At 65.6% G+C, this 22,679-nt stretch carries 19 protein-coding genes; 9 read left to right on the top strand and 10 right to left on the bottom strand.

Annotated features, from left to right (window positions below):
* Nucleotides 1-126: 126 nt before the first annotated feature.
* The 8 genes from iolD to ACIHAX_RS02750 form a co-directional block, all read right to left on the bottom strand.
* Nucleotides 127-1,968: a 3D-(3,5/4)-trihydroxycyclohexane-1,2-dione acylhydrolase (decyclizing) gene (iolD, locus tag ACIHAX_RS02785; RefSeq protein ID WP_397275489.1), complete on the bottom strand. Its 1,842-nt coding sequence runs from the start codon at nucleotides 1,966-1,968 to the stop codon at nucleotides 127-129.
* A complete protein-coding gene (gene iolB, locus ACIHAX_RS02780) occupies nucleotides 1,965-2,855 on the bottom strand; it encodes a 5-deoxy-glucuronate isomerase (protein WP_364429165.1) in 891 nt (296 codons plus the stop codon). The genes iolD and iolB overlap by 4 nt, the downstream gene beginning before the upstream one ends.
* A gap of 220 nt (nucleotides 2,856-3,075) precedes the next feature.
* The gene (locus tag ACIHAX_RS02775; protein WP_364429169.1) at nucleotides 3,076-3,969 is read right to left on the bottom strand and encodes an aldolase; all 894 of its coding nucleotides are present in this window, start codon (nucleotides 3,967-3,969) and stop codon (nucleotides 3,076-3,078) included.
* Between the two features lie 526 nt (nucleotides 3,970-4,495).
* Nucleotides 4,496-5,434, bottom strand: coding sequence for a 5-dehydro-2-deoxygluconokinase (iolC, locus tag ACIHAX_RS02770; protein WP_397275486.1), 939 nt, complete (start codon nucleotides 5,432-5,434; stop codon nucleotides 4,496-4,498).
* A 16-nt stretch (nucleotides 5,435-5,450) separates the two neighbouring features.
* Nucleotides 5,451-6,233 (bottom strand): ATP-binding cassette domain-containing protein, encoded by a 783-nt coding sequence (locus ACIHAX_RS02765; RefSeq protein ID WP_355080596.1) that lies wholly within the window; start codon nucleotides 6,231-6,233, stop codon nucleotides 5,451-5,453.
* On the bottom strand, nucleotides 6,230-7,273 hold the full coding sequence (locus ACIHAX_RS02760; RefSeq protein WP_397275483.1) for an ABC transporter permease: 1,044 nt from the start codon (nucleotides 7,271-7,273) through the stop codon (nucleotides 6,230-6,232). Before ACIHAX_RS02760 ends, ACIHAX_RS02765 begins: the two co-directional genes overlap by 4 nt.
* A 10-nt stretch (nucleotides 7,274-7,283) precedes the next feature.
* Nucleotides 7,284-8,291 (bottom strand): sugar ABC transporter substrate-binding protein, encoded by a 1,008-nt coding sequence (locus ACIHAX_RS02755; RefSeq protein WP_397275481.1) that lies wholly within the window; start codon nucleotides 8,289-8,291, stop codon nucleotides 7,284-7,286.
* A gap of 11 nt (nucleotides 8,292-8,302) precedes the next feature.
* Entirely contained in the window at nucleotides 8,303-9,199 is an 897-nt protein-coding gene (locus ACIHAX_RS02750) for a TIM barrel protein (protein WP_397275479.1), read from the bottom strand.
* Between the two features lie 254 nt (nucleotides 9,200-9,453).
* On the opposite strand from ACIHAX_RS02750, the gene ACIHAX_RS02745 reads away from it, so the two are divergent.
* The 9 genes from ACIHAX_RS02745 (at nucleotide 9,454) to ACIHAX_RS02705 (ending at nucleotide 21,399) form a co-directional block, all read left to right on the top strand.
* Complete coding sequence (locus tag ACIHAX_RS02745) at nucleotides 9,454-10,455, top strand: LacI family DNA-binding transcriptional regulator (protein ID WP_355080602.1); 1,002 nt, start codon at nucleotides 9,454-9,456, stop codon at nucleotides 10,453-10,455.
* Between the two features lie 49 nt (nucleotides 10,456-10,504).
* Nucleotides 10,505-11,524 (top strand): Gfo/Idh/MocA family oxidoreductase, encoded by a 1,020-nt coding sequence (locus ACIHAX_RS02740; RefSeq protein WP_397275477.1) that lies wholly within the window; start codon nucleotides 10,505-10,507, stop codon nucleotides 11,522-11,524.
* Nucleotides 11,525-11,732: 208 nt separating this feature from the next.
* Nucleotides 11,733-12,710, top strand: coding sequence for a DNA cytosine methyltransferase (locus ACIHAX_RS02735; RefSeq protein ID WP_397275475.1), 978 nt, complete (start codon nucleotides 11,733-11,735; stop codon nucleotides 12,708-12,710).
* A 46-nt stretch (nucleotides 12,711-12,756) separates the two neighbouring features.
* Nucleotides 12,757-13,866, top strand: a complete 1,110-nt coding sequence (locus ACIHAX_RS02730; RefSeq protein ID WP_397275473.1) for a DNA cytosine methyltransferase — start codon at nucleotides 12,757-12,759, stop codon at nucleotides 13,864-13,866.
* Nucleotides 13,867-14,092: 226 nt separating this feature from the next.
* Nucleotides 14,093-16,669 (top strand): Z1 domain-containing protein, encoded by a 2,577-nt coding sequence (locus ACIHAX_RS02725; protein WP_397275471.1) that lies wholly within the window; start codon nucleotides 14,093-14,095, stop codon nucleotides 16,667-16,669.
* Nucleotides 16,669-17,685 (top strand): PD-(D/E)XK motif protein, encoded by a 1,017-nt coding sequence (locus ACIHAX_RS02720; RefSeq protein ID WP_397275469.1) that lies wholly within the window; start codon nucleotides 16,669-16,671, stop codon nucleotides 17,683-17,685. The genes ACIHAX_RS02725 and ACIHAX_RS02720 overlap by 1 nt, the downstream gene beginning before the upstream one ends.
* Complete coding sequence (locus ACIHAX_RS02715) at nucleotides 17,682-19,676, top strand: hypothetical protein (RefSeq protein ID WP_397275467.1); 1,995 nt, start codon at nucleotides 17,682-17,684, stop codon at nucleotides 19,674-19,676. Before ACIHAX_RS02720 ends, ACIHAX_RS02715 begins: the two co-directional genes overlap by 4 nt.
* A complete protein-coding gene (locus tag ACIHAX_RS02710) occupies nucleotides 19,676-20,572 on the top strand; it encodes a hypothetical protein (RefSeq protein ID WP_397275465.1) in 897 nt (298 codons plus the stop codon). The genes ACIHAX_RS02715 and ACIHAX_RS02710 overlap by 1 nt, the downstream gene beginning before the upstream one ends.
* On the top strand, nucleotides 20,569-21,399 hold the full coding sequence (locus tag ACIHAX_RS02705) for a DUF6339 family protein (protein WP_397275463.1): 831 nt from the start codon (nucleotides 20,569-20,571) through the stop codon (nucleotides 21,397-21,399). The genes ACIHAX_RS02710 and ACIHAX_RS02705 overlap by 4 nt, the downstream gene beginning before the upstream one ends.
* Nucleotides 21,400-21,491: 92 nt before the next feature.
* On the opposite strand, the gene ACIHAX_RS02700 is transcribed toward ACIHAX_RS02705, so the two are convergent.
* The gene (locus ACIHAX_RS02700; RefSeq protein WP_397275461.1) at nucleotides 21,492-21,794 is read right to left on the bottom strand and encodes a hypothetical protein; all 303 of its coding nucleotides are present in this window, start codon (nucleotides 21,792-21,794) and stop codon (nucleotides 21,492-21,494) included.
* Nucleotides 21,795-22,100: 306 nt separating this feature from the next.
* Entirely contained in the window at nucleotides 22,101-22,589 is a 489-nt protein-coding gene (locus tag ACIHAX_RS02695; RefSeq protein WP_397275459.1) for a DNA-directed RNA polymerase subunit beta, read from the bottom strand.
* Nucleotides 22,590-22,679 lie beyond the last annotated feature (90 nt).

The following is a 22,679-nucleotide window of genomic DNA, read 5'->3' as shown; positions in this document are numbered from 1 at the left end:
GCTCGAAACCGATACGGATTCGCTACCAGTTATCTTGTGCCGCAGCGTATTTCAGCGTACCACGCCTAGACTCCTACTTCAGCCTAGGTCCGTGGCCCATCGGGCGCACTGTTCATTAAGTTCTGTTCACGGCCGGAGGTAGCGCACCTGGCGCGGTTTCGCCACGTCGTAGGCGGCGCGGCCCGGCAGCTGCTCGGGCACGCCGACCTCCCACCAGGCGCCCGCGTCGGTCCACGACGACGGCCGCGTCCGCACAACCAGCACGGCGGGGCGCTGCTCGGCCATCGCCGTCGCCCGCGCCCGCAGGTACGCGTCACGAAATTCGTCCAGGTCGGCGGCGGTGAAAGCGGCACACCCCAGAGCGGCGGCATGGGCGGCGAAATCGACTCGCGGCGGTTGTTCCCGCGTGGTGCGGCAATCGGCATAGAAGTTGTTGAACGGCTCGCCGCCCTGCCCCTCTTGCAGCCTCGCGATCACGGCATAGCCGTCGTTGTCGCAGACCACCGCGACGAACGGATGCCCGGCGAAGGCCGCCGAGAACAACTCCGAGTTCAGCATCAGATACGAGCCGTCGCCGAGCAGCGTCGTCACCACGCCGTCGGTGCGCGCCATGGCCGCGCCCCACGCGCCCGCCAGCTCGTAGCCCATGCAGGAGAAGCCGTATTCCACGTCCATGGTCGGCGCGCCACCGGTCGCCCGCCAGCCGCCGACGAGTTCACCGGGCAGGCCGCCGGAGGCCGTCAGCACATAGTCGCTCGGCCCGCTCAGGTCGTTCACGGCGCCGACCACCTGGGCGTAGCTCGGCGCGCCCGGGGTCGGCGCGCGCAATTCATCGATGTGCGCGTCCCAGGCGCCCCGCTGCTCGGCGGCTCGCGCGGTCCACTCGGCGTCGACTCGCCACTTCCCCATCCGCCCGGCCAGCTCGCACACCGTGGCCTCGGCGTCGCCGACCACCGCTAGCGCGCCGTGCTTGACGGCGTCGAAGCGTGCCACGTTGATGGTGACCAGGCGAACGTCCGGTGCGAAGACCGTCCAGGACGCGGTGGTGAAGTCCTGCAACCGGGTGCCGACCGCGAGGACCAGGTCGGCGTCGGCCGCCATCGCGTTCGCCGACGCCGAGCCGGTGATGCCGAGCGGTCCCGCGTACAGCGGATGCTCGTGCGGCACCAGGGTGCGGCCCGCGGTGGTCTCCACGATCGGAATGCCGTGCTTCTCGGCGAGTTCCAGCAGGATGCGTCCCGCGCCCGAATACCGGACGCCGCCGCCGAGGATCAGCAGCGGACGGTGCGCGGCGCGCAGTGCGGCGACGGCTTCGGCGAGTGCCCGGTGGTCGGGACGTGGCCGGGTGAGACGGTGCAGCACCGGCTCGAAAAGCGTGTCAGGGAAGTCGTAGGTCTCGGCCTGGACATCCTGTGGAAGCGCCAGGACGACCGGGCCGGCGTCGGCCGGGTCGGTGAGCACCCCGGCCGCCTGGGGCAAAGTGGCGATCAACTGTTCCGGGCGTGTGACGCGGTCGAAGTAGCGGCTCACCGCGCGGAACGCGTCGTTCACGGTGACGGTCGGGTCGCCGAAGTGCTCGACCTGTTGCAGAACCGGGTCCGGCGCGCGTCCGGTGAAGGTGTCGCCAGGAAGGAGGAGGAGCGGGAGGCGATTCGCGTGTGCGACGCCCGCCGCCGTCACCATGTTGAGCGCGCCGGGACCGATCGATGAGGTGGCGACACCGACCTGACGCCGATGAGTGGCCTTCGCATAGCCGACGGCGGCCAGCGCCATCCCCTCTTCGGCGTGCCCGCGCCAGACGGGGAGTTCGGCGCGCCGCTCGTGCAGCGCGGTGCCGAGGCCGAGCACGTTTCCGTGGCCGAAGATCGCGAAGACGGCGGGGAACAACGGCGCCTCGCGGCCGTCGAGTGTCTCCGAGCGCTGGGCGATCAACCAGGCCACCAGCGCCTGCGCCGTGGTGAGCTTCATCCGATCCGTCCTTCGTGGGAAGTGACCGGGCAGCGCGGATCGATCGGCTCGGCGTCCCAGCGCGCCCGCACCCAGCTGTGCGCGGGGTCGTCGCAGAACGCCATCGATCGCTCGGGCGCCGGACCGGCCAGCACGTTGAGGTAGTACATGGGGTAACCAGGCGCGGCGATGCACGGGCCGTGATAACCGCGCGGGATCAGGAAGACGTCACCGTCGCGGGCCACGACGTTCTCGTTCACCGTGCCGTCGGCGGTGTACGTGCGGTGCATACCGAATCCCTCGCGGGACGGGGTGATGCCGTCCCGTCCGGCGATGCGGAAGTAGTAGATCTCCTCGTTGACGACCTCGCAGGCGCTGGCCTCGTCGTGCTTGTGCGGCGGATAGGACGACCAGTTGCCGTCCGGGGTGATCAACTCGCAGGCGTTGAGCTTGTCCGCGTGTTCCCACACACCGGGTATGCCGAAGTTGGTCACCTGACGCGTCGCGCTTCCCGCGCCTCGGATTTCGACCGGCACCTCCTCGGCAGGGCCGTATCTCGGCTCGAGCCGCTTCCCGCATCGTGCCATCGGCAGTGCTACCTCGAGGTCGCCGCCCTCGGCCACGAGTTCCAGTTCGGCGTCGCGCGGGACGTAGGCGAAATCCGTCACTCGGGTGAAGACCGATTCCCGGCCGGTCAGCGCGTAGGTCTCGCCGTCGACGCGTACCGTGCACGCCCCTGACAGCGGCAGGACGAACGCCTCGAACTCCCCCGTCCGAACTGTCCGCGACTCGCCCGCGTCGATCCGCAGCACCCGCAGCCCGGCATAGGTCCATCCGGCGTCGTCGGGAGTCAGCAGGATCGGGTCACCGTCATGACGCAGCGTTCCTTCCGGACGATGCAGTGTCATCGCACCTCCTCCATGCTCGATCCAGAACCGGCAACTCGGTCGCCTCGCCGGGCGAACACATTCGGCCGACCCCTTCGCCGACGACCGTGCCAGTGGTCGGAGACTGTGCCCGTGCTGTACACGGCAGGAACGACGGGAACCGCTCGGATCGGCTCTGTCGGTGAGCGATCGCCGCCGTCTGTGGCACATCGCGAGGCCGGTACCCAGATGCTGTCCCGCCTCATCGGGCTTCTTTCAGCAAGCGGGCGGCGGTTTCGACCGCCCTGGCGACGTCGCCGTCCGGTGGGTACAGCAGGGTGCGGCCGACGACGAGACCGCGAACAACGTCGTGGCCGAGCGCCCCGCCCCACAGCGCTCGATCCACCGCCGGATCTCCGGACGGTGCACCGCCCAGCACGAGAACCGGCAGTGTGGTGGCGTCCAGTACCGAAATATCCTGCGGTGCGGGGATCTTCAGCCAGGTGTAGGCCGAGGTGACGCCGAGTCCGGAGGCCACCGTGATCGCCCGCGACAGCGAGACCGCGTCCTTGCTCATCACCAGCGCATCGGAGCCGTCCCGGTGATACGGAAGCGGCTCGACCATCGCCATCAGCTCGTGCGCCGCTAGCTCCGAGACCGCCTCCGCGCAAGCTTGCAGCGTCGGCACGGTGCCCGCGTCGGAGTCGACCAGGCGCAGCAGCATTTTGCCGCCGTCGAGCCGGAACCGCGCGATGGAGTCCGCGTCGTATCCGGTGAAGCGGTCGTCGATCTCCCACTCCGCGCCCGCCAGCCCACCGCGGTTCATCGAACCGATCACGACCTTGTCGTCCAGCGCGTCCAGCAGCAACAGTTCCTCGACCACGTCCGGCGAGCCGAGCACGCCGTCGACATCCGGGTCGGCCAGGGCGATCAGCAGCCGTTCCAGCAACGCGCGCCGATCCGCCATGGCCGTGCGATCCGCGCCGACGCCCAGCGCCCCGCGGGCCGGGTGGTCGGCGGCGACGAGGAACAAGGTCTGCTTGCCCGCCAACAAGTCGGCGCGGCGTACTCGTTTGGCGTAGGCCCGTTCGACCGCGGCGGGGTCCGTCGCGCGCACGTGCAGTAACTCACGCCAGCGTTCGTCGGTCACATGCATGACAGTTACTCCTTCCCGCACTCAGTGCTCAGCCGCGGTCCGCGGCTCGATCACAGATCGGTCCGCGCGCCGCTTCTCGATTGCCGGCCCAGCTCAACCGCACAGCTGAGTCTCCATCGGTCCGGCTGCCCCTGATTTCCGGCCCGGCTCGACCACACAGCTGCTCCCCATTCGGTGCGGCCGGCCCGGAATTCCAGCCCGGCTCCACAACACGGCCGCTCCCCATTCGGTGCGGTTGCCTGGCAGATGCTCGATCTCCGCGTCCGTGTGCCATCGCATCCGCCGCACGCCGGGCAAGAAGCGGCCGATCCGCCCATCGTGTCGGCGTTGGTGTCGGTGCACGCGAGGCCGATCCGAAAGCAGACCATGGATCGGATAGCGGCACTTGCGCTTCGCGGGCCACCGAGCTGCCGGAGCCCGTAGCTGCGCTCCGTCCCGACGGGCATCCGTCGCACACACGCGCAGTGACTCGCCCGAGAGCCGTCGGCCACCGGCACGACAGCCGCTTCGCCCCGCCCTCGCGACTTCAGCCGCACAGCAGTTCCTCGATCTCCGCGCCCGTGGGCATCGCGTCGGCGCAGGCCAGGCGCGCGGCGACCAGAGCGCCCGCCGCGTTGGCGTAGGTGGCGATGCGGCGCGGGTCCCAGTCCGAGAGCAGTCCGTGGATCAGCGCCCCGCCGAATCCGTCACCCGCGCCGAGCCCGCACACCACGTCCACGCGGCACGGCGGCACCGTCCAACGTTCCTCGGCGGTGGCCACCAGCACGCCGTCGCCGCCTTGCTTGATCACCGCGAGGCGCACTCCGCGGGCGAGCAACCGATCGGCCGCCGCGTGCGGGTCAGCGGTGCCTACCGCCATCTCTACCTCGGCGCGGTTTCCGACCACTACGTTCACGTGGTCGACCATCCACCCGATCTCGGTCCGCGCGGTCTGGACATCCGGCCAGAACATCGGCCGGTAGTCCAGGTCGAGCACCGTATGCCCGCGTCGTGCACGCCGCAGCAATATGTCCCGCTGCGTGCCGCGCCCCGGCTCCGCGCTCACTCCGGTGCCGGTGACCCACAGCAGGGGCACGGCATCCACGACTTCCCAAGGCACTTCGTCCGGAGTGATGGTCAGGTCCGGCGCGATCGGCGCGCGGTAGAACAGCAGTGGCGGATCGGACGGCGGCGTGAGCTCGCAGAAGACCACGGGCGTCTGGAGGTCCGGCGCGGTCGTCACATAACGGGACGAGACGCCGAAGTCCTCCAGCGCCGTGCGCACGAAGTCGCCGAAGCCATCGGGGCCCACCTTGGTCAGCACCGCCGTACGGCGACCGAGCCGGGCGGCGGCCACGGCGACGTTGGTCGCGGTGCCGCCCAAGAATTTCGAGAAGCTGCGCACCTGTGCCAAGGCGACGCCGCTTTGTTCGGGATACAGGTCCACCCCGACCCGGCCGATGGTCAACGCCTCCAGCTCGGTCACGAATTCGCCTCCTCGTTCACGGCGTCACCACGCGTCGCAGTTCGTGCTGCAACGCCTCCAGTTCCGCCCCGCCCGCCATCTGGCGGGTCAGTTCCGGCAGGTCGATCTCCGATTTCTCGTACGAGCCGAGCATCGCGCCCCGCTTCAGCAGCAGGAATCGGTCGCCGACCGGATAGGCGTGGTGCGGGTTGTGCGTGATGAGCACGACGCCGAGCCCGCGTTCGCGCGCCCGCACGACGTACTGCAACACCACCCCCGCCTGCTTCACGCCCAACGCGGCGGTCGGCTCGTCGAGAATCAGCACCTTCGCGCCGTAGTGCACGGCCCGCGCGATGGCGACGCACTGCCGCTGCCCACCCGACAGCGTGCCGACCGGCTGTTCCATGTCGCGGATCTCGATACCCATATCCGCCAACGCCGTTCGCGCGATCGCGCAGCCTTTCTTGCGGTCCAGCAGCCGGAACGGGCCGAATCCGAATGTCGGCTCCGAGCCGAGCACGAAGTTGCGCCACACGCTCATCAACGGCACCACCGCGAGATCCTGGTACACCGTGGCGATGCCGCGATCCAACGCCTCGCGCGGTGAGGCGAACCGCACCGATTCGCCCTCGACGCGCAGTTCGCCTCGGTCGTGCCGGTGCACTCCGGCGAGGATCTTGATCAGCGTGGATTTGCCCGCGCCGTTGTCGCCGAGCACGCAGGTCACCTCGCCCGCGTTCACCACCGTCGACACCTCGCGCAGGGCGACGACGCCGCCGTAGCTCTTGCCGAGGTCCACGGCCTCGATGAGGGAAGTCATCGGCGCACCCTTTCGGCTCGTTTCTGGAATCGGTTGTTGACCAGCACCGCAGCCAGCAGCAGCACACCGAGGAACAGCATGAACCAGTCGCTGTCCCAGCGGGCGAACACGATGCCTTGGCGCGCCATGCCGAAGATCAGCGCGCCGATCGCGGCCCCCACCGCCGAACCGAAGCCACCGGTGAGCAGGCACCCGCCGACGACGGCGGCGATGATGTAGTGCAGCTCCAGCCCGACGCCCTGGTTGGCCTGCACGCTCGCGAACCGCAGGATGTTGCAGGAGCCGACCACCCAGCCGGCGAACGCCGTCCCCATGAACAGCAGGATCTTGGTGCGATCCGCGGGCACGCCCACCGCGCGGGCGCTGGGCAGCGCGCCGCCGACGGCGAAGATCCAGTTGCCGAACCTCGTGCGGACCAGAACTATCGCGGCGATCGCGGTGAGCACGACCCACCAGACCACCGACGCCTGGAGGTGCGCTTCCCCGATATCGAGTGTCGAGGCGAACACCCAGCCCGCCGACTGGTAGCCGTCCGCGCCGCGCACCCCCGATACTTGCACCGTGTCGGTGACCAGCCGTGTCACGCCGAGATTCAGGCCCTGAAGGGCGAGGAACGTACCCAGGGTGACGATGAAGCTGGGCAGGCCGGTCCGCATCACCACCCAGCCGTTGAACGCGCCGACGACCAGCGCGAACACCAGCGAAGCGAGCAGCGCGAACCACACGTTCCAGCCGGCGTGCACTGCGAGCAGGGCGGTGACCAACGCCGTGGAGGCGGTCATCACGCCCGCCGACAAGTCGAACTCGCCGCCGATCATCAGCAGGGCCACGGCCACCGCCATGATGCCCAGCGTGGAGGCGTCGTCCAGCCAGGTCGCGACGCCGAGCGGACTCAGGAACCGGTCGGTGATGACGGAGAAGAAGACGAACACCAGCAGCGCCCCCAGCGCCGCGCCGATCTCCGGCCGCACGGCCAGGCGTTGCAGCGGTGAGCGGCCCGTGTCTTGGGTCCGGTCGGGTGTCTTTGTGGCAACGGTCATTTCATCCACCTCATCGCGTGCCCTGCGCGACGAGCGCGGCGACGGCGTCCACATTGCTCTTGTCGACGAAACCGGGTCCGGTCTGCACCGGAGCGCCGCCTCCGGCGGTGTTCAGATTCGTCCGGTACAGCTTCAGCAGCACGATCGGCAGATAGCCTTGCTCGTACTGTTGCTGATCCACCGCGAACAGCAGCTTCCCGGCCCGGATCGCTTCCACCACATCGGAATTCAGGTCGAAGGTGGCGACGGTCGCGGCCGAACCGGCTTCCCGCACCGCGTCCACGGCTCGCGCGGCGACTTGCGAGTTCAACGTCAGAACCGCGTCGATGGAGCGGTCGGCCTCCAGCGCTCCTTTGATCCGTGATTGCGCGTCGGTCGGATTGTTGATGTCCACCTGGAGCGTGGTGGCATTGCCGAAGGCCTTGGTCGCGCCCGCGCAGCGCTCGTTCGCGCCGATATTGCCCGCTTCGTGGATGACGCACAGCATCTTCGTGCGCCGCGCCTCGGCGAGCCGTCTGCCCGCGGCCTGCCCGGCCAGCGACTCGCTTTGGCCCACATGGACGAACGCGCCGAACTTCGCGCTCTCGGACTCGCCCGAATTTATGGTCACCACCGGAATGCCAGCGGCGACAGCCTTTTCCACCGACGGCCGCAGCGCCTCGGGATTGGCCATCGAGACGACGAGCCCGTCGACGCCCTGCGCCACCGCGTTGTCGATCAGCTTCGCCTGCTGGCCCGGATCACCGGAAGCGTTGTACTCCACCCGGATTCCGAGGTCCTTGCCCGCCGCTTCCGCACCGTTCTTGACCACATTCCAGAACGCGTCGCCAGGGCTGCCGTGGGTCACCACCGCGACGGATTCCACCGTCCCAGCGGCCATCGGTGTTTGCGAGGGCGCGGGCGCGTCGGCGCCGGGGCCGGTGCACGCGGCCAGGAGCGCGGCCGTGGCGATCCACGGCAGCAGGCGGCTCGAACGCCGCCCTCTCGCGGTGAGGCAGCGCTGTGGTGTCGGAGACATCGTCGCTTCCTTCAGATTCCCGCGGCGGCGAGCGCGATGTCCGCGAGGTGGCGCAGGCTGCGCCCGGTGTCGTCGCTCGCCTGCCGCGCCGACTCGCCCGGCCGCAGCGCGGCGTCCTGCTCCAGCACGTACCAGCCCCGGTAGCCCGCGGCCCGCGCGGTGTGCACGAGTGCCGCGATGTCGACCTCGCCCTCGCCCAGCGGCACATACAGCCCACGGCACACGGCCGAGCTGTAGTCCAGCTTTCCGGCACGGACCTGATCGGCCAGCGCGCCGCGCACGTCTTTGAGATGGATGTGCCCGATCCGCTCCGCGTGCCGTCGCGCGAGCCGGACCGGGTCGGTGCCGCCGATGAGCAGATGCCCGGTGTCCAGGCAGATGTCGAGATCGGAATCGGCGAGGAACCGCTCGACCTCGGCCTCGCTCTCCACATGGGTGCCGACATGAGGGTGCAGCACCGTGCGCAGGCCGTGCGCGGCGGCGACGTCCCGGATCGCGGTGGCCGTGTCGACCAAGGCGCTCCACTCGGAGCCGTCCAGTTGCGGGCGCGCGTCGTACCCGTCGAAACCGGTCGCGGCGGCGAGGACGAGGACTTCAGCGCCCGCGGCGGCCAGCTGGGCGGCGGTGTCCTCGGCGCGGGCGATGGCGTCCTGCCGGCCGCGGTGCAGCACGGCGGCGAGGAATCCGCCGACGGCGGTGAGTCCGAAGGTCTCCAGTAACCGGCGCAGCTCACCTGGGTCGCGTGGCAGATAGCCGGGAGGACCGAGTTCCGTCGCGGTCAGGCCGAGTGCGGCCATCTCCGCCAAGACGGTGTGCGCGTCGAGCATGTGGCCCCAACCGGGGACCTCGCATACTCCCCAGGAGATCGGCGCGGCCGCGATGCGCAGCGGGTAGAGGGATTCGGTCATCGGTGCTCTCCGACCTTCGACGTCGAGGTGAACCGCTCTATTGGAGCGCTCCAACTATGTAACGCAGGTCATAGCGTGTCAAGAGTCGTCAGCGCGTCGCCAAAACGCAATTACCAGGCGATATTCGGCTGTGAGCGCCTGGCCCGAACCGATACGCCACTCGTGAAGTCCGATTAGAGCGCTCTATTGATCAGCCCGCGCGGAGCTTGTATCGTCCGAGCCGAAAAGGCCTGCGAACGCGGAACGGAGGCGATATGGCACGACCGACCATGGAAGATGTCGCCGCCCGCGCCGGCGTCTCCCGCGCCCTCGTCTCGCTGGTCATGCGCAACTCCCCGAAGGTCAGCGAGCACCGTCGCCGCGCCGTGCTCGACGCGGCGAAAGACCTCGGCTACCAACCGCACATCATGGCGCGCTCGCTGGCCAGCCGGACCTCCAACATCGTCGGCGTCATGGTCTCCGACCTGCGCAACGCCTTCTTCGCCGACGTCGTCGAAGGCATGGACGCCGCCGCCCAGGCCGCCGGCCTCGAACTGATCCTCAACACCGGCAGACGCACCGCCGCCCGCGAGCGCACCGCGCTGGAGAGCCTGCTCTCCTTCCGTCCCGGGGGCATCATCCTGCTGTCGCCGATCCTGCCCGCCGCCGCCATTCGCGCAGCGGCGCAGCAGGCTCCGCTGGTGCTGGTATCCCGCACGTCCACCGTCACCGAGATCGACACGGTCAACGACAACGGCGAGGTCGGCACCGGATTGGCCGTCGACCACCTGGTCATGCTCGGACATCGGCGCATCGTGCACCTCGACGGCGGCGGCGCTTTCACCTCGGCCCCACGCCGCAAGGGCTACCGCGCCGCCATGCAGCGCCACGGCCTGGAACCGATGGTCGTGCCGAGCGAGCACACCGACTCCGCGGGCATGGCCGCGGTGCGCAAACTGCTGAACCTGTTCTCCCACGACAACTTCCCCACCGCCCTGGTCTGCGGCAACGACTTCAACGCCGTGGGGGCGATGTCCGCGCTGGAGGAAGCGGGCCTGCGGGTGCCAGAGGACGTCTCGGTGGTCGGCTACGACAACACCTCGCTTGCCGCGCTGCGTCACGTCGCGCTGACCACCATCGACCAGCCCCGCATCCAGATGGGCCGCCTAGCGATCGACGCGCTCACCGAACGACTCCGCGACGGCCGCACCACCCCAGCGCGCCGCCGGGTGGAACCGTCACTCGTCGTCCGCTCCACCACAGCCGCCCCACGCTGAACCACCGGCGCCCGCCAACACACGTCGCGTCCATATATAAGGAGAGCCGATGTCACCCCACCGACCCGTCACGCTGGGCCTCGCCGGAACCGGCCGCATCGGGACCTCACACGCCGAGACCCTGAAGAAGCTCCCGAACGTCGCCACCGTCGTGGTCGCCGACGCCGACGCCGACCGCGCCCGCACCACCGCCGCCGTCCTCGGCGTCGAATTCGCCCCCGACCTCGACACCCTCTTCGCCGCCGACCTCGACGGCCTGATCATCGCCACCGCCACCGACTCCCACCCGGAACTCATCATCCGCGCCGTCGACGCGGGGATCCCCGTCTTCTGCGAGAAGCCCGTGGCGGCCGACATCACCGGCACGCTCGCCGTCATCGATCACCTCCGCAACTGCCCAGTCCCTGTCCAGATCGGCTTCCAACGCCGGTTCGACGCGGGCTACCGGGCGGCGCGCGAAGCGATTCGCTCCGGAAGCCTCGGCTGGCTGCACACGCTGCGGGCCACAACCCTCGACCCGGCTCCTCCACCCGCCGACTACATCCCCCGCTCCGGCGGCATCTTCCGCGACTGCGGAGTGCACGACTTCGACATCATCCGCTGGGTGACAGGGCGGGAGATCGTCGAGGTGTATGCGCTCGGGGCGAACCGGGGCGCAGCGTTCTTCGCCGAAGCGGATGACGTCGACACGGCGGCGGTGGTGCTGCGTCTGGATGACGGGGCGCTGGCCACCGTATCGCTGACCCGCTACAACGGGGCGGGGTACGACGTTCGGTTGGAAGCGTTGGGTTCCAAAGGGAATGTTGTGGTCGGACTGGACGACCGCGCACCCCTGACTTCCGTCGAACCCGACCACAGTCCCTCGCCCTATCCTCCCTATGCGGGGTTCATGGAACGGTTCCGTCCGGCGTATGCCGATGAACTGGCAGTTTTCATCGAGGTTGCGACCGGGCAGCTCGGGAATCCCTGCACTCCGGCGGAGGCTCTGGAGGCGTTTTATGTTGCCGAGGCGTGCGAACTGTCGGGGCGCGAGGGGCGAGCGGTTGAGGTCGCCGAACTCCGACGCTGACCCAGCTCCGGGTCTACAACACGATGGCGAGATCCAGCCGGTTCCAGCACCCGATCACCGGCGAAGCGTCTTAGTGCGGCGTTGTCTGGATGGCGGAATGCATGGTTTGAACTGCGCACTATCCTGATGAGACATCTACCAGGTGGGGAGGTAGGCATTGCCTAAGGCAGGACACACCAACGCTCGAGTGGTTCCCATGGGGCGGCGAATGCGCTCGGTTGAGTTCTGCGCAGGCGCCGGCGGCCTCGCACTCGGTCTCGAGCAAGCGGGATTCGATCCCATCCTGCTTCTCGATAATCGCGATGTCGCGTGCGCGACGCTGGTTACGAACCGGCCCCAGTGGAGGGTGGTGAACGCCGACCTGCTGAAGTTCGAGCCGCGGTTGGAGTTACCGCGCTCGACCGAGATCGATCTCTTGGCCGCCGGCCTCCCGAGAGTGAAATCTGCGGCAACCGCATCCAGACAGCGCGGCAGCGGGTGGGAGTTGGAACTGCTGGAGACAACAGGCCGGTTGACTTCAGAGATGCGCCCTCGCGCGTTGCTGATCGAGAACGTGCCGGACATGGTTACTCGACCCGAATACCGTGAGAGCCGGTCCTGCGTCGAGAAATACCTGGATAGCGCCAGCTACGAATACCGATGGCTGGTGATAGACGCACGCGACTTCGGAGTGCCGCAGCATCGACTGCTGGGCCTACTGGTCGCCTTACGCAACGGAAACATCGCACAGTTCGAAAGGAATCTGACCGCTCCGCCGCCGAGCTTGGCCTTGACGGTCGGCACGGTGTTGGGGCCGTCCATGGGTTCGCGCGGCTGGCCTCGAGCCGACGAGTGGGCTGCGCAGGCGAACGTGATCGCTCCCACCATTGTTGGTGGCTCGTGGGACCGCGGCGGTGGGGACCTTGGCCCGCAGGGTTCTGTCAACGTTTGGGCGAGAATCGGCGTCAACGCACGATCGATCAGCGACGAACTACCAGCCGCCGACTTCGTGTGGAACCCGGCTCTCGGCCCGGACCACATGGTGAAACTCACCGTCGAACAGGTCGCCATATTGCAGGGTTTCCCTGCGTATTGGCGTATCGCAGGCCGCAAAACCGCGCGGTATCGCCAGGTCGGAAACGCGACCCCGCCACCCGCCGCGCGCGCGGTTGGCATTGCCCTGCGGGCAGCGTTGACCGCCTGTTGAGCGCCGTATGGCGAGGCCGCGTCACGCCGCTCTAAGATCGCGAGTCATGCCCTCCGATCCACACGAGCAACCCCGACCGCGCCAGGTCGACATGATCGACTTGTTCGCCGGACCTGGGGGGCTCGATGTGGCGGCGCGGTGGTTGGGGCTGAGCGTCTATGGGTTCGAATGGGATCGGAACGCGTGCGCGACAAGGTCCGCCGCCGGTCTCAACGACCGCCCGCACGATGTACGTGACTTCGGACCCGAGACAGCACCGAGCGCCTGGATACTGGCCGGCGGGCCGCCCTGCCAAACGTTCACCGTCGCCGGTTCGGGCGCAGGGCGCAGGGCACTCGACGAGGTCTTGAGCTACGTCGTTCGGATGGGTGACGATGAAGACGTGTCCGCGGACCTGAAGACCTTAAAGGACGAGCGGACCGGTCTGGTTCTGGAACCCTTGCGATGGGCATTGGCTGCGCATGGCCGCAGCGATCCGTACAAAGTCATTGTGCTGGAGCAGGTTCCGGCGGTCTTGCCTATCTGGCAAGCGATGAGCGACGTTCTGAAGAAGCGCGGGTATCACGTCGCATGCGATGTACTGCGGACCGAACAGTTCGGCGTTCCACAGACTCGCCGCCGAGCCATTCTGATCGCCAGCCTCGAAGGTGAGCGCATGCTTCCGGAGGCCACACACCGGCCTTACCGCAAAGGTGTCGAACGCACCGAGGGCGAGTCCGATCTCCTCCCTTGGGAGACGATGGACGCAGCACTGAATCGTGGATACGACTTCTGCGTGGTTTCGAACTACGGCACAGGTGGCAACCCCAAGTTGCGGGGTCGTCGCCATTCTCGTGAGCCATCGGCCACGATCACCGGCAAGGTGTCTCGGAACAGGATCGTCGATGACGCCGGCATCGACAGCCCACGGTTCAGCCTGGCTGAGGCGGGTCGACTGCAAACATTCCCGCTCGACTACCCTTGGTCGGGCAACGACATCGCCCAGCAGATCGGCAATGCGATCCCACCCGTGCTTGCTCTACACGTCTTGTCCGCTGCGCTGGGGAAGCAGGTGAGTCACGAGGATGCGCGGAAGGTCGTCGATCGTCCATGGATCGACACCCGCGACTCAGCTCCACTGGACCATTTCGCACGAGTCGGCCAACTATTCGTCTGACCGTTCTCACAGGTGAGGGCGTTGCGCACACTCCTCTGCGCCGATCCAGTCCAGTCTGACGACTGCTGTAGCAAATCCGCGCCAAGAACCGATACGTGACATCAGCGGGGTAACACTTCGTCCACTTACCCGGAGATCATCGGATCGAGCCGATACAGTTACCCGCAACGCGGGGGAGCCAAACCTCCCATCGTTGACGTAGGGGAAGCACTCAGTGGGAGATGCGGTGAGCGATGTAATCGATGAGCAAGACGAGCTGTTCGATGTGTTCAGGTTGTTGCTCGACACTTACACGCCGGCCGAGGCGATCAAGAAGCTCCGTTTGTTCTCCACGCCCGATGAAGTCATCAAGCGGATCGTGGACCGTCACGAGCAGGAAGTCGTGCGCATCAAGGAGATGCGAGAGCCACACTCTGTCGTGATCGACAATTATGAAACCTGGTATGCCGGGCCTCATCCCGATGACAAGCTGTGGCCGTCGATCACCGCCGGCCTAGCCAAGGACGGCTGGCCCAAGACATCGATCGAGAGCCTGGACGGGGCCTCAACGCGGGTTGTCTCACTTCTACAGCATCCGAGACAGAGTTCCTTCTCGACGCGTGGCTTGGTCGTCGGTTACGTGCAGTCCGGCAAGACCACCAACTTCACTGCGGTGATGGCCAAGGCGGCCGATCGCGGCTACAAGCTGTTCATCGTGCTCGCAGGAATCCACAACGGCCTTCGCAGACAGACCCAAGCCCGGTTGGTCCAGCAGCTCGTGGAGCCGAACCCGACGCTCTGGTCCCAGATTACCGACCTGGATCATGACTTCCGACCGACCGCCAACCCCGCCAGCTTCTTCGGCAAGTCGAACAAGACGCACGTGCTGTGTGTCGTCAAGAAGAACGCCACTGTACTGCGCAAACTGGTGAAGTGGCTGGGCAATGCTTCTGAGTACTTGGCGGATTGCCCGGCGCTGATCATCGATGACGAGGCCGATCAGGCCACCGTCGCGACAAAGTCGATCAATCCGTTGATTCGACAGATCCTCAACACCTTGCCGAAGTCTGCCTATGTTGGCTACACAGCCTCACCGTTCGCGAACCTGCTGATCAACCCTGCCGCTGAGGATCTGTATCCCGAACACTTCATCGTGAATCTCCCTCAACCGCACGGTCATTTCGGAACGGAAGTGTTGTTCGGCAGGTACGCGCTGGATGGTGAAGATCCCAACGACGTCGATGACGGTTACGACATGATCCGCACTGTCCCCAACGACGATGTCGAACTAGTCCGACCGAAGACTAGGGCGGATGCTGAGGGCTTCTATCCGACCGTTACTGACACCCTGCGCCATGCAGTGCTTTACTTCTGGCTCACGACCGCGGCCCGTCGGGTACGCGGTGGTGGAAATCCCCATTGCACCATGCTGATTCATACCAGCGTCCGAACGGCGGTCCACAACAGCTTCCGGGATCCACTGCTTTCCTTAAGAGCCAAGGTCGGACGCACCCTCAACGATCCGGCGCTCCGGAGTGAGTTACGTACGCTCTGGGATGAGGAAACGTCTCGCGTGCCCGCTGCGGAGTTCGGAGAAGCGGTTGTTTCGTTCGATGAGCTCGCGGCAGAGCTGCCGGGCGTACTCCGTGATTGCCGCGTCGTGATGGACAACTCGGAGAGCACTGACCGCCTCGACTACGAAAACGGGCCTGTGGTCGCGATAGCGGTGGGCGGCAACACGCTGTCGCGAGGTCTGACGCTCGAGGGTCTGTCCGTCAGTTACTTCGTACGCTCAGTCTCCACGTATGACACATTGCTGCAGATGGGTCGCTGGTTCGGCTATCGCAAGGGATATGCGGACCTGCCACGCATCTGGATGACCAAGGAACTCGAGGACTGGTTCCGCCACCTTGCCACGGTCGAAACGGAGATGCGCCGCGACATCGACGTCTACATGACAGAGGGCAAGACGCCGATGAACTTTGCGGTACGCCTCCGGACGCATCCTGCACTGCGCGTGACCGCAGCCGCGAAAATGAAGGACGCGGTATCGGCGTCGTCGTCCTATGGCGGACAACGCGTTCAAACGCGGTACTTCCGTCTGGAATCAGGATGGTTGCTACAGAATCAATCAGCAGCACGCAAGGTGGTGAGTGAGGCAGCGCTGATCGGTGGCGTGGAAGGAAGCTCAGCGGACGGTCGCTATCTCATCCGAAATGTGTCCAGTGACGTCGTCCTCGAGTTCCTCCGTGACTATCAGTTCCATGAGCGGTCGCAGGAGTGCGACGCGAAGCTCATGGCAGGATACATCGAGAAGCGCATCCGGAACGCGGGGACCTTGCGACGTTGGAACATCGCAGTAGTCGGGAAACCAACCGACCACGTCTCGGAGCGGTTCGACTTCGCCCCCGGGATCAGCGTCGGACGGATCGTTCGGTCTCAATTCGCGCTTGGGCCGGACTATTCCGACATCAAGACGCTGATGAGCCGTCGTGACGCAGGCCTCGATCTAGAGGGCATCACGACCAGCACCACCGAAGAAGAAATCAAGAAGGCGCGCAAGGCGCAGCAGCCCGACGCCGGATTGCTGGTGCTGTATCCAATCGACAAGGTGTCGAGCCCGGAGCCCAAGCCGGACTCACCTAAAAATATGCGTCAACCGCTCGACGCACCAGAGCACGTCATCGGCGTTGGTTTGGTGTTCCCGACACCGACGAACGACGACAGCACCGTTGCCTGGGAGGCCAACTACATATCGGCAGACCTCTCCGGCGTCGAAACCGAGGAGGAGGACTTCAGCGCCCTCGAAGCCGAGGACATCTGATGTCCTCAGAGATCAGAGACGTGCTGGATGATCACTGGCGTCGCCTCGCACATCGTCCACCGTCGATGTCGTCGGTCGTCGCCGTTTCCGAACTACCCGTACCGACACCGATCGGGTCGCTGGCAGCCGCACTCGACAGCACGGGCAACCGGCATCTCCTCGTGCCAATCGGAGCACATCAGAACGTGCGCAAAGGGCTCAACGGACCGGTCCTGATGTTGCACAAGCGGACCCTCGATGACGACCGGACGCGACACGACTATGCCGACCTTGCCTGTCTTCGTCAGGATCTCAGCGACATCTTCACAACGCTTTGCGCCGATGTACTCATCGCCACAGAGGCAGCACCCGAGAATCCGCTGAAGGTTCTCAACCGGGTACTCGATCGGTGGAAGGCACTGTTCCAGAATCCCGGTCCTCCGTTGGGCTCGGAGAAACTCGCCGGACTGTTCGGCGAGCTGATCGTGCTGGCGCGCCTTCTCGAACATGACAGCAGTGCGCACCTCTTGTGGCGAGGGCCGTCAGGCCATCGTCATGATTTCGCGACCGACGCGGGTGCTCTCGAGGTCAAGACCTCGACAAGTCCCAACGGTCGCCAGATTCGGATCCACGGTCTAGATCAATTGGAGCCTCCTGCCAACGGCGCATTGGGTCTGGTTTGGCTTCGGCTGGAACCGGTAGTGCGCGACGGAATCGGTTTTCTCGATCTGGTCGATCGAGTGCTCGGACTTTCCGATGACGAGACGGCCGTTCTCAACCAACTGGCATCGATCGGCTACCGAAAAGCCGACGACGACCACTACCGCCACGCCCGGTACCAGGTGGGCGAACAGCGCTGGTACAACGTGGATATCGCGTTTCCGAGACTGACCACCATCGACCTCGCAGCGGCCGCGATCTCCTCGAACGTTCGCGATGTCGACTACACGATCGACCTTTCGGGCGACACGCCCGGCCCGATGGAGGACAGCCAAGTGGAACGACACATCCGGGTCATGATCGAGGAGCATGTGTGACGCCGCCTGCCTGGGTTTCACAACCTTTTCCGCCGGAGGGTGCCAGTGCCGCGGAAGGTATCAGGAATCAACTCGGCAAGCCCGAGCTCGATCATCTGACCATCCTGGTCCGCGAGTCGGCGCAGAACAGCTGGGATGCTCGTCGCAGTGACGGCATTTCGGTGGACTATCGCATCGATCTGCAGACCGTTAGCGCCGCCGATGCACCGGCCTGGAGAGATAATCTGCTGCGTCAGGCGCCTGCTAGGCAGGTGCTTCCACTACGCGACTCATTGCAGCAGCCCACTATCCGGGTGTTGACGATCTCGGATCGGGGAACCCGCGGACTTGGCGGACCGACGCGCGCCGATGCGGTTACCGAGCAGGGGCGTGACTTCGTTGCCTTCCTCCGAAATATCGGTGAACCACGCGACCAGAAATTGGGTGGCGGCACGTACGGTTTCGGTAAGGGCATCCTGTATCTCGTCTCGAAATCAGGCACCATCCTCGTCCACACCAGGTGCCAGTACGAGGGACGCTATGAGACTCGACTGATGGGCGCCGCTCTGTGGAAGAGCTATGACGCGAAAGAGTCCAACCGTGAACGCCGTTACACCGGCAGGCACTGGTGGGGAGACACGTCCGAGGACGTGATCGAGCCGCTCATCGGCGCCGAAGCCGACGCGATGGCGCGAAGGCTCGGACTGCGGACGTTCGGCCCCACCGAGACCGGAACGACGATCATCATCCTCGATCCCGATCTCGACGGCAGGGAACCAGCGAACGTAGCCCGGTACCTTGCGGAGACGATCACGTGTCACTTGTGGCCGAAGATGATGTCCGACCGTGACGGCATTGTTCCGATGCGGTTCTCGGTGATCTGCGACGGTATCGATTACAAGGTGCCGGAACCGGCCTCAATGAAGTCCCTGCGCTTGTTCGTCACCGCCTATCGCAAAATGGTCGGCAGTGAGGCGCAAGAGTTGCACTGCCGCAGGCCGAAGAAGCTGCTCGGGCAGTTTGCCCTGCATCAGTCGATGGCGCAACGCTTCGATCCCACGGACGCCGAGCGGATGGCAGGCTTCGAGAACGGAATGGTGCACCACGTCTGCCTGATGCGCCCGGCCGAACTAGTGGTGACTTATTGGCCCGGCCCCAAGCCTGCAAGCGAGTACTCCGCGTATGCAGGTGTGTTTCGCGCCGATCCCGCGATGGACGAGGCTTATGCATCGGCCGAGCCGCCGACTCACGACAACTGGAACTATCAGTCGCTGGACCACCCTGACTATTCATTCGTCAAGACGACCTTCGTACGCATCAGGGAAGTAATCGATCGGGTTCTCGGCCCGCGTGGCAGTGGTGGGGTCGAGGTCGCCCGAGTGTCCCTGGGCGCTGCCAGCGAACGCCTTTCGCCTTTGGTGGGTGGTGCGTGGGGAATCGGAGCGGCCACTGACTATGGCAAACCAGGCGACACCGCACCACCCGCTCGACCGATATCTACTCGTCGCCCGAGTGGTCGACGGCAAGATGTCGATGAGACTGTAGACGTGGAGATTCCGGACCCAGCGAGCATCGGAGGACGCGAGCCCACCGACTCGAATGGAACTGCCGGAGACGGAAAGTCGTCCGAATCCGACGTCTTCGCCGAGCCCGCAAAGATGGTCAAGCAACGGCGGCGACGCCCGAAAATCGAATACGTCGGTGATCCGGAACCAGAGGAACTGTGGGGCAATGCCGTAGTGGTGCAGCGTTTCCGCCTGCCGGTCGGCATTCCGCAACGAGTCACCGTCGATTTGGCCGTTGCATTGAACAGCGATGGCGGTCTCGAGATGGACCCTCCCGCTGGTGCGGAAATGCCGGGCCTCGTCGGTTGGCAGGACCCACACGGGGAGCTCCACCAAGTGCCGTCGTATGTCATCGAAGGCGGCGACGGTCAGATCTGGAAAGCTGTCGTGAAGCCTGCCACCGACACGATGACCGACATCATGCTCTACGCAGAGGCGGTCGGCTGATGGTCCATCGCGTTCTTCCCTATAAAAAGCCGTCGCCTGCCGTCGTCCAGGCAGGTCAGTGGTTGCTGTCGGTCGACGGCGACGAACTGCCACTGCCAGAGTCGTACCCGCATTGGGACTACCAGACGACACTCCGCATACGCCGCATCGTCAAGGTCGATCTGCACCGCGCCCTTGCAGAATCGACGCTGGCCCCCGGCACCGAACTCGCGCTCGCTGCGATCTGGACATCGACCGGATCGAAACTCAGGGGAACAGTGATGCGCACAGTGGTTCCCGAGAATGGCGACGTCGAGTTGCAAGCCGACCTGCCGGGGGCCGACCTGGGCGGCGTCGTCCTGTTGGATACCGCCCTGGTCCTTGCCCGGCGCCGACATGGCGGTGACCGGCCGGTGGCACCCCGCCGCGGCGGTTCGGTTCTATGGAGTGATCGTAGCCAGATCCGCCTTCAGGGCGACGCTCCTCAATTCCCTATCGCCATAGTTGACTTCGACAGAACCGACTATCCGAGTGACGCTGCGTGGCACTTGGAGATCGGCACGAACCTCGACGCGGCAACGATGGGCTCCCTTCTCCTTCTTGTCAACGAAAAGAAGACCGTCATCACAGAAGCCCTCCAACGCGCGGGCAACCCCCGTCTGGAGGACAAGATCGCCCTCTCCGCGCTCTATGCCGACGTGGCCCGCACCATGGTGGACCATGCCTTGCGCCTGAGCGAGTTCGATGACGAATCCCACCACATTGATGAGACCCTGGGTGCCACGCTGCAGGAACTGTTCGGCCGACTCTTCCCAGGCCGGTCGATCACGGATGTCCGGCTGGCGGCACAGGAGTCCCCGAACTTGTTCGCCTCCGAACTGCAGGCGGCTGTGAAGATTTTCGAGGGCGTCGCATGACACTTCTGTATCCTCGGCTGCTCCGGTACCGCGCAAAACCGCTTGCAGCCCAATACAAAGAGCTCACCCCGCTCGACCTGCACGACCGCTGGGCGGTCGCCGACGAATCGGCGGTGTTCGTTGCGACCGGTGGTACCCGGGTCGACGACGAGAAGCTGCGCTTCCTTCGCGACATCGTCATCGACCTCGCCAAGGAGTCCGGCTTCCCGGAACCACCTGACGCGCGCCAGAAGGTTGCATTCGATCTCAGCCTCGCCGTCGCGTTGCACAAGGAAATGCGAATCACGCCTGCGGAAGCTGCTGCAGGCGACGTGTGGGCCTTTCTGGCATTGATCGTCCTTCCCGACGTCGCTCACTGGCGCTACCCGAAGCCACCGGTCGATCGAGTCCTCGGTTCTGATCTCACTCGTCACGTGTTCGGCCGGATGTGGTGGCGCGCACACCTGGTGTATTCCCCCGCTGATCCCGATCCGTATTCGGCGCTGCATGTTCTCGGCGAAGCCGCATTCGATCAAATCTATGCGCGGCGCGCGGCCTTGGGCGGCAGTCCGCACCTGATCAAGTCGATCCTGAGAGTATGGCGACGTATGGACCTGAAAGGGCTGACGGAGAGGGACATACTTCGAGATTTCCTGAAGCGGCTGCTCCGGCTGGCTCCATTCGTCGTCTTCGAAGCATTGGACGAGCCAGCACTCGACGAGGAACTTGCCGAGATCGCGAAGGAAACGGTTGTCGGGGTGTTATCGGCGGGCGGGCGTGTGTCGGCCGAAGAAGCAGCAGTCCGCGCAGCTCGCGTATTCGGTGACTCAGGCTCGCCTTCTTCGTAGTACAACAACCTCTCGCCGGTACGACTACCCATCGCCCGAGCCCTCGGGACTCTGCGTGGCATGCTTCACGACCGATTTTCTGCGGCGCCCGACTATGGCGGGGTCTGGAGGTCGAGTAGCGCCGGTATCAGCAGATCCAACGGCGATAACTCGTCGGCAATCCCGGCACCTTCGAGGACCGGATCGAGGAGTGGTGCGGCGTATAGCCTTCCTGCGTCGGGGCCCACCACCCTGCGCGCACTGACGAACAATTCGTAAAGAACCACCGCGAAGAGGCGTAAACGGTCGGCATCGCTGAGTCTGCGACCAGCAGCCGTCGCGGTGGCGTTACCGAGCGCGGTCAAGACGTCCGTGAGCACGTCGATTTCTGCTTCCGCCCGGGTGTCGTAGTTCATGACCCAGACCGCTGGCCATCGGTAACGCGGAGTTCCGTCGAGAAATTCTCGAGCTTTTCGCACTGGGATGGACCGCGATCGTCGACCACCCGCATGCCGATCCATGGGCACCGACCGTGAGCTACACCGACCGGCGAAGTGTGCGGCGCGATCCGTCCTGCGACGAGCGGCACCATAAGGTCACAGCAGGTCTTCGACGGGCAACGTACTGCCAGGAGTTCACCGGTCGCGTAGTGGAACTTCGTCACGCCACAATGCGTGGCGGTCATCCACGGTTCGCATTCCGGACTACATCCGTGCGCGGTGTCAGGCATCTGCCACCAGTCCCTTCCGGTTCTTCGCGTGTTGCGCGGCACATTCCCGAATCGCGTCGACCACGTCACGGCCGGACGGGCGAAACGCGTCGCGCGGCGGTTCAACCCACGCGCGAAACAGGCCTGGGCGCCGGCCCGGACCAGGCAAAGCGATGACCCCTCCACCTCGGATGATGGACACCTGCAAGCGCACCATCTCTGCGTACAACCCGATTTCATTCGTCAGATCCGCATCCACCAGGAATGTCCAACGGTGCGAGCGCGGATGGGTCAGAATCGGCCCGACTTGGCCGTGGCACTGCATCCGTGCCTTCACCTCTGAACCGATGAAGGCCGGCATCATCAAGCCGCACACGCCTCCGGTGCGTATCACGATCCGCCCCGTATGCGCCGGGTCTACCTCAGCGGGTAGATCGCAGGTGTTTCGGTAGTAGTAACACACCGTCAACGCCGTGTCCTTGATGTCGTTCCGCGAACTCATTCGAGTGTCCCTCCGCCTGGTTCAACGTGGCATGCACCCGCCGCCGGGGAGCATTTTCAACCCGGCGGCGGGGCTGTTTCCAGCTTCGCC

Source organism: Nocardia sp. NPDC051929 (genome assembly GCF_044548645.1).
GTDB classification, from domain to species: domain Bacteria; phylum Actinomycetota; class Actinomycetes; order Mycobacteriales; family Mycobacteriaceae; genus Nocardia; species Nocardia sichangensis.
The sequence above is the reverse complement of the archived record's forward strand: the minus strand, read 5'-3'. Positions and strand labels throughout refer to the sequence as shown.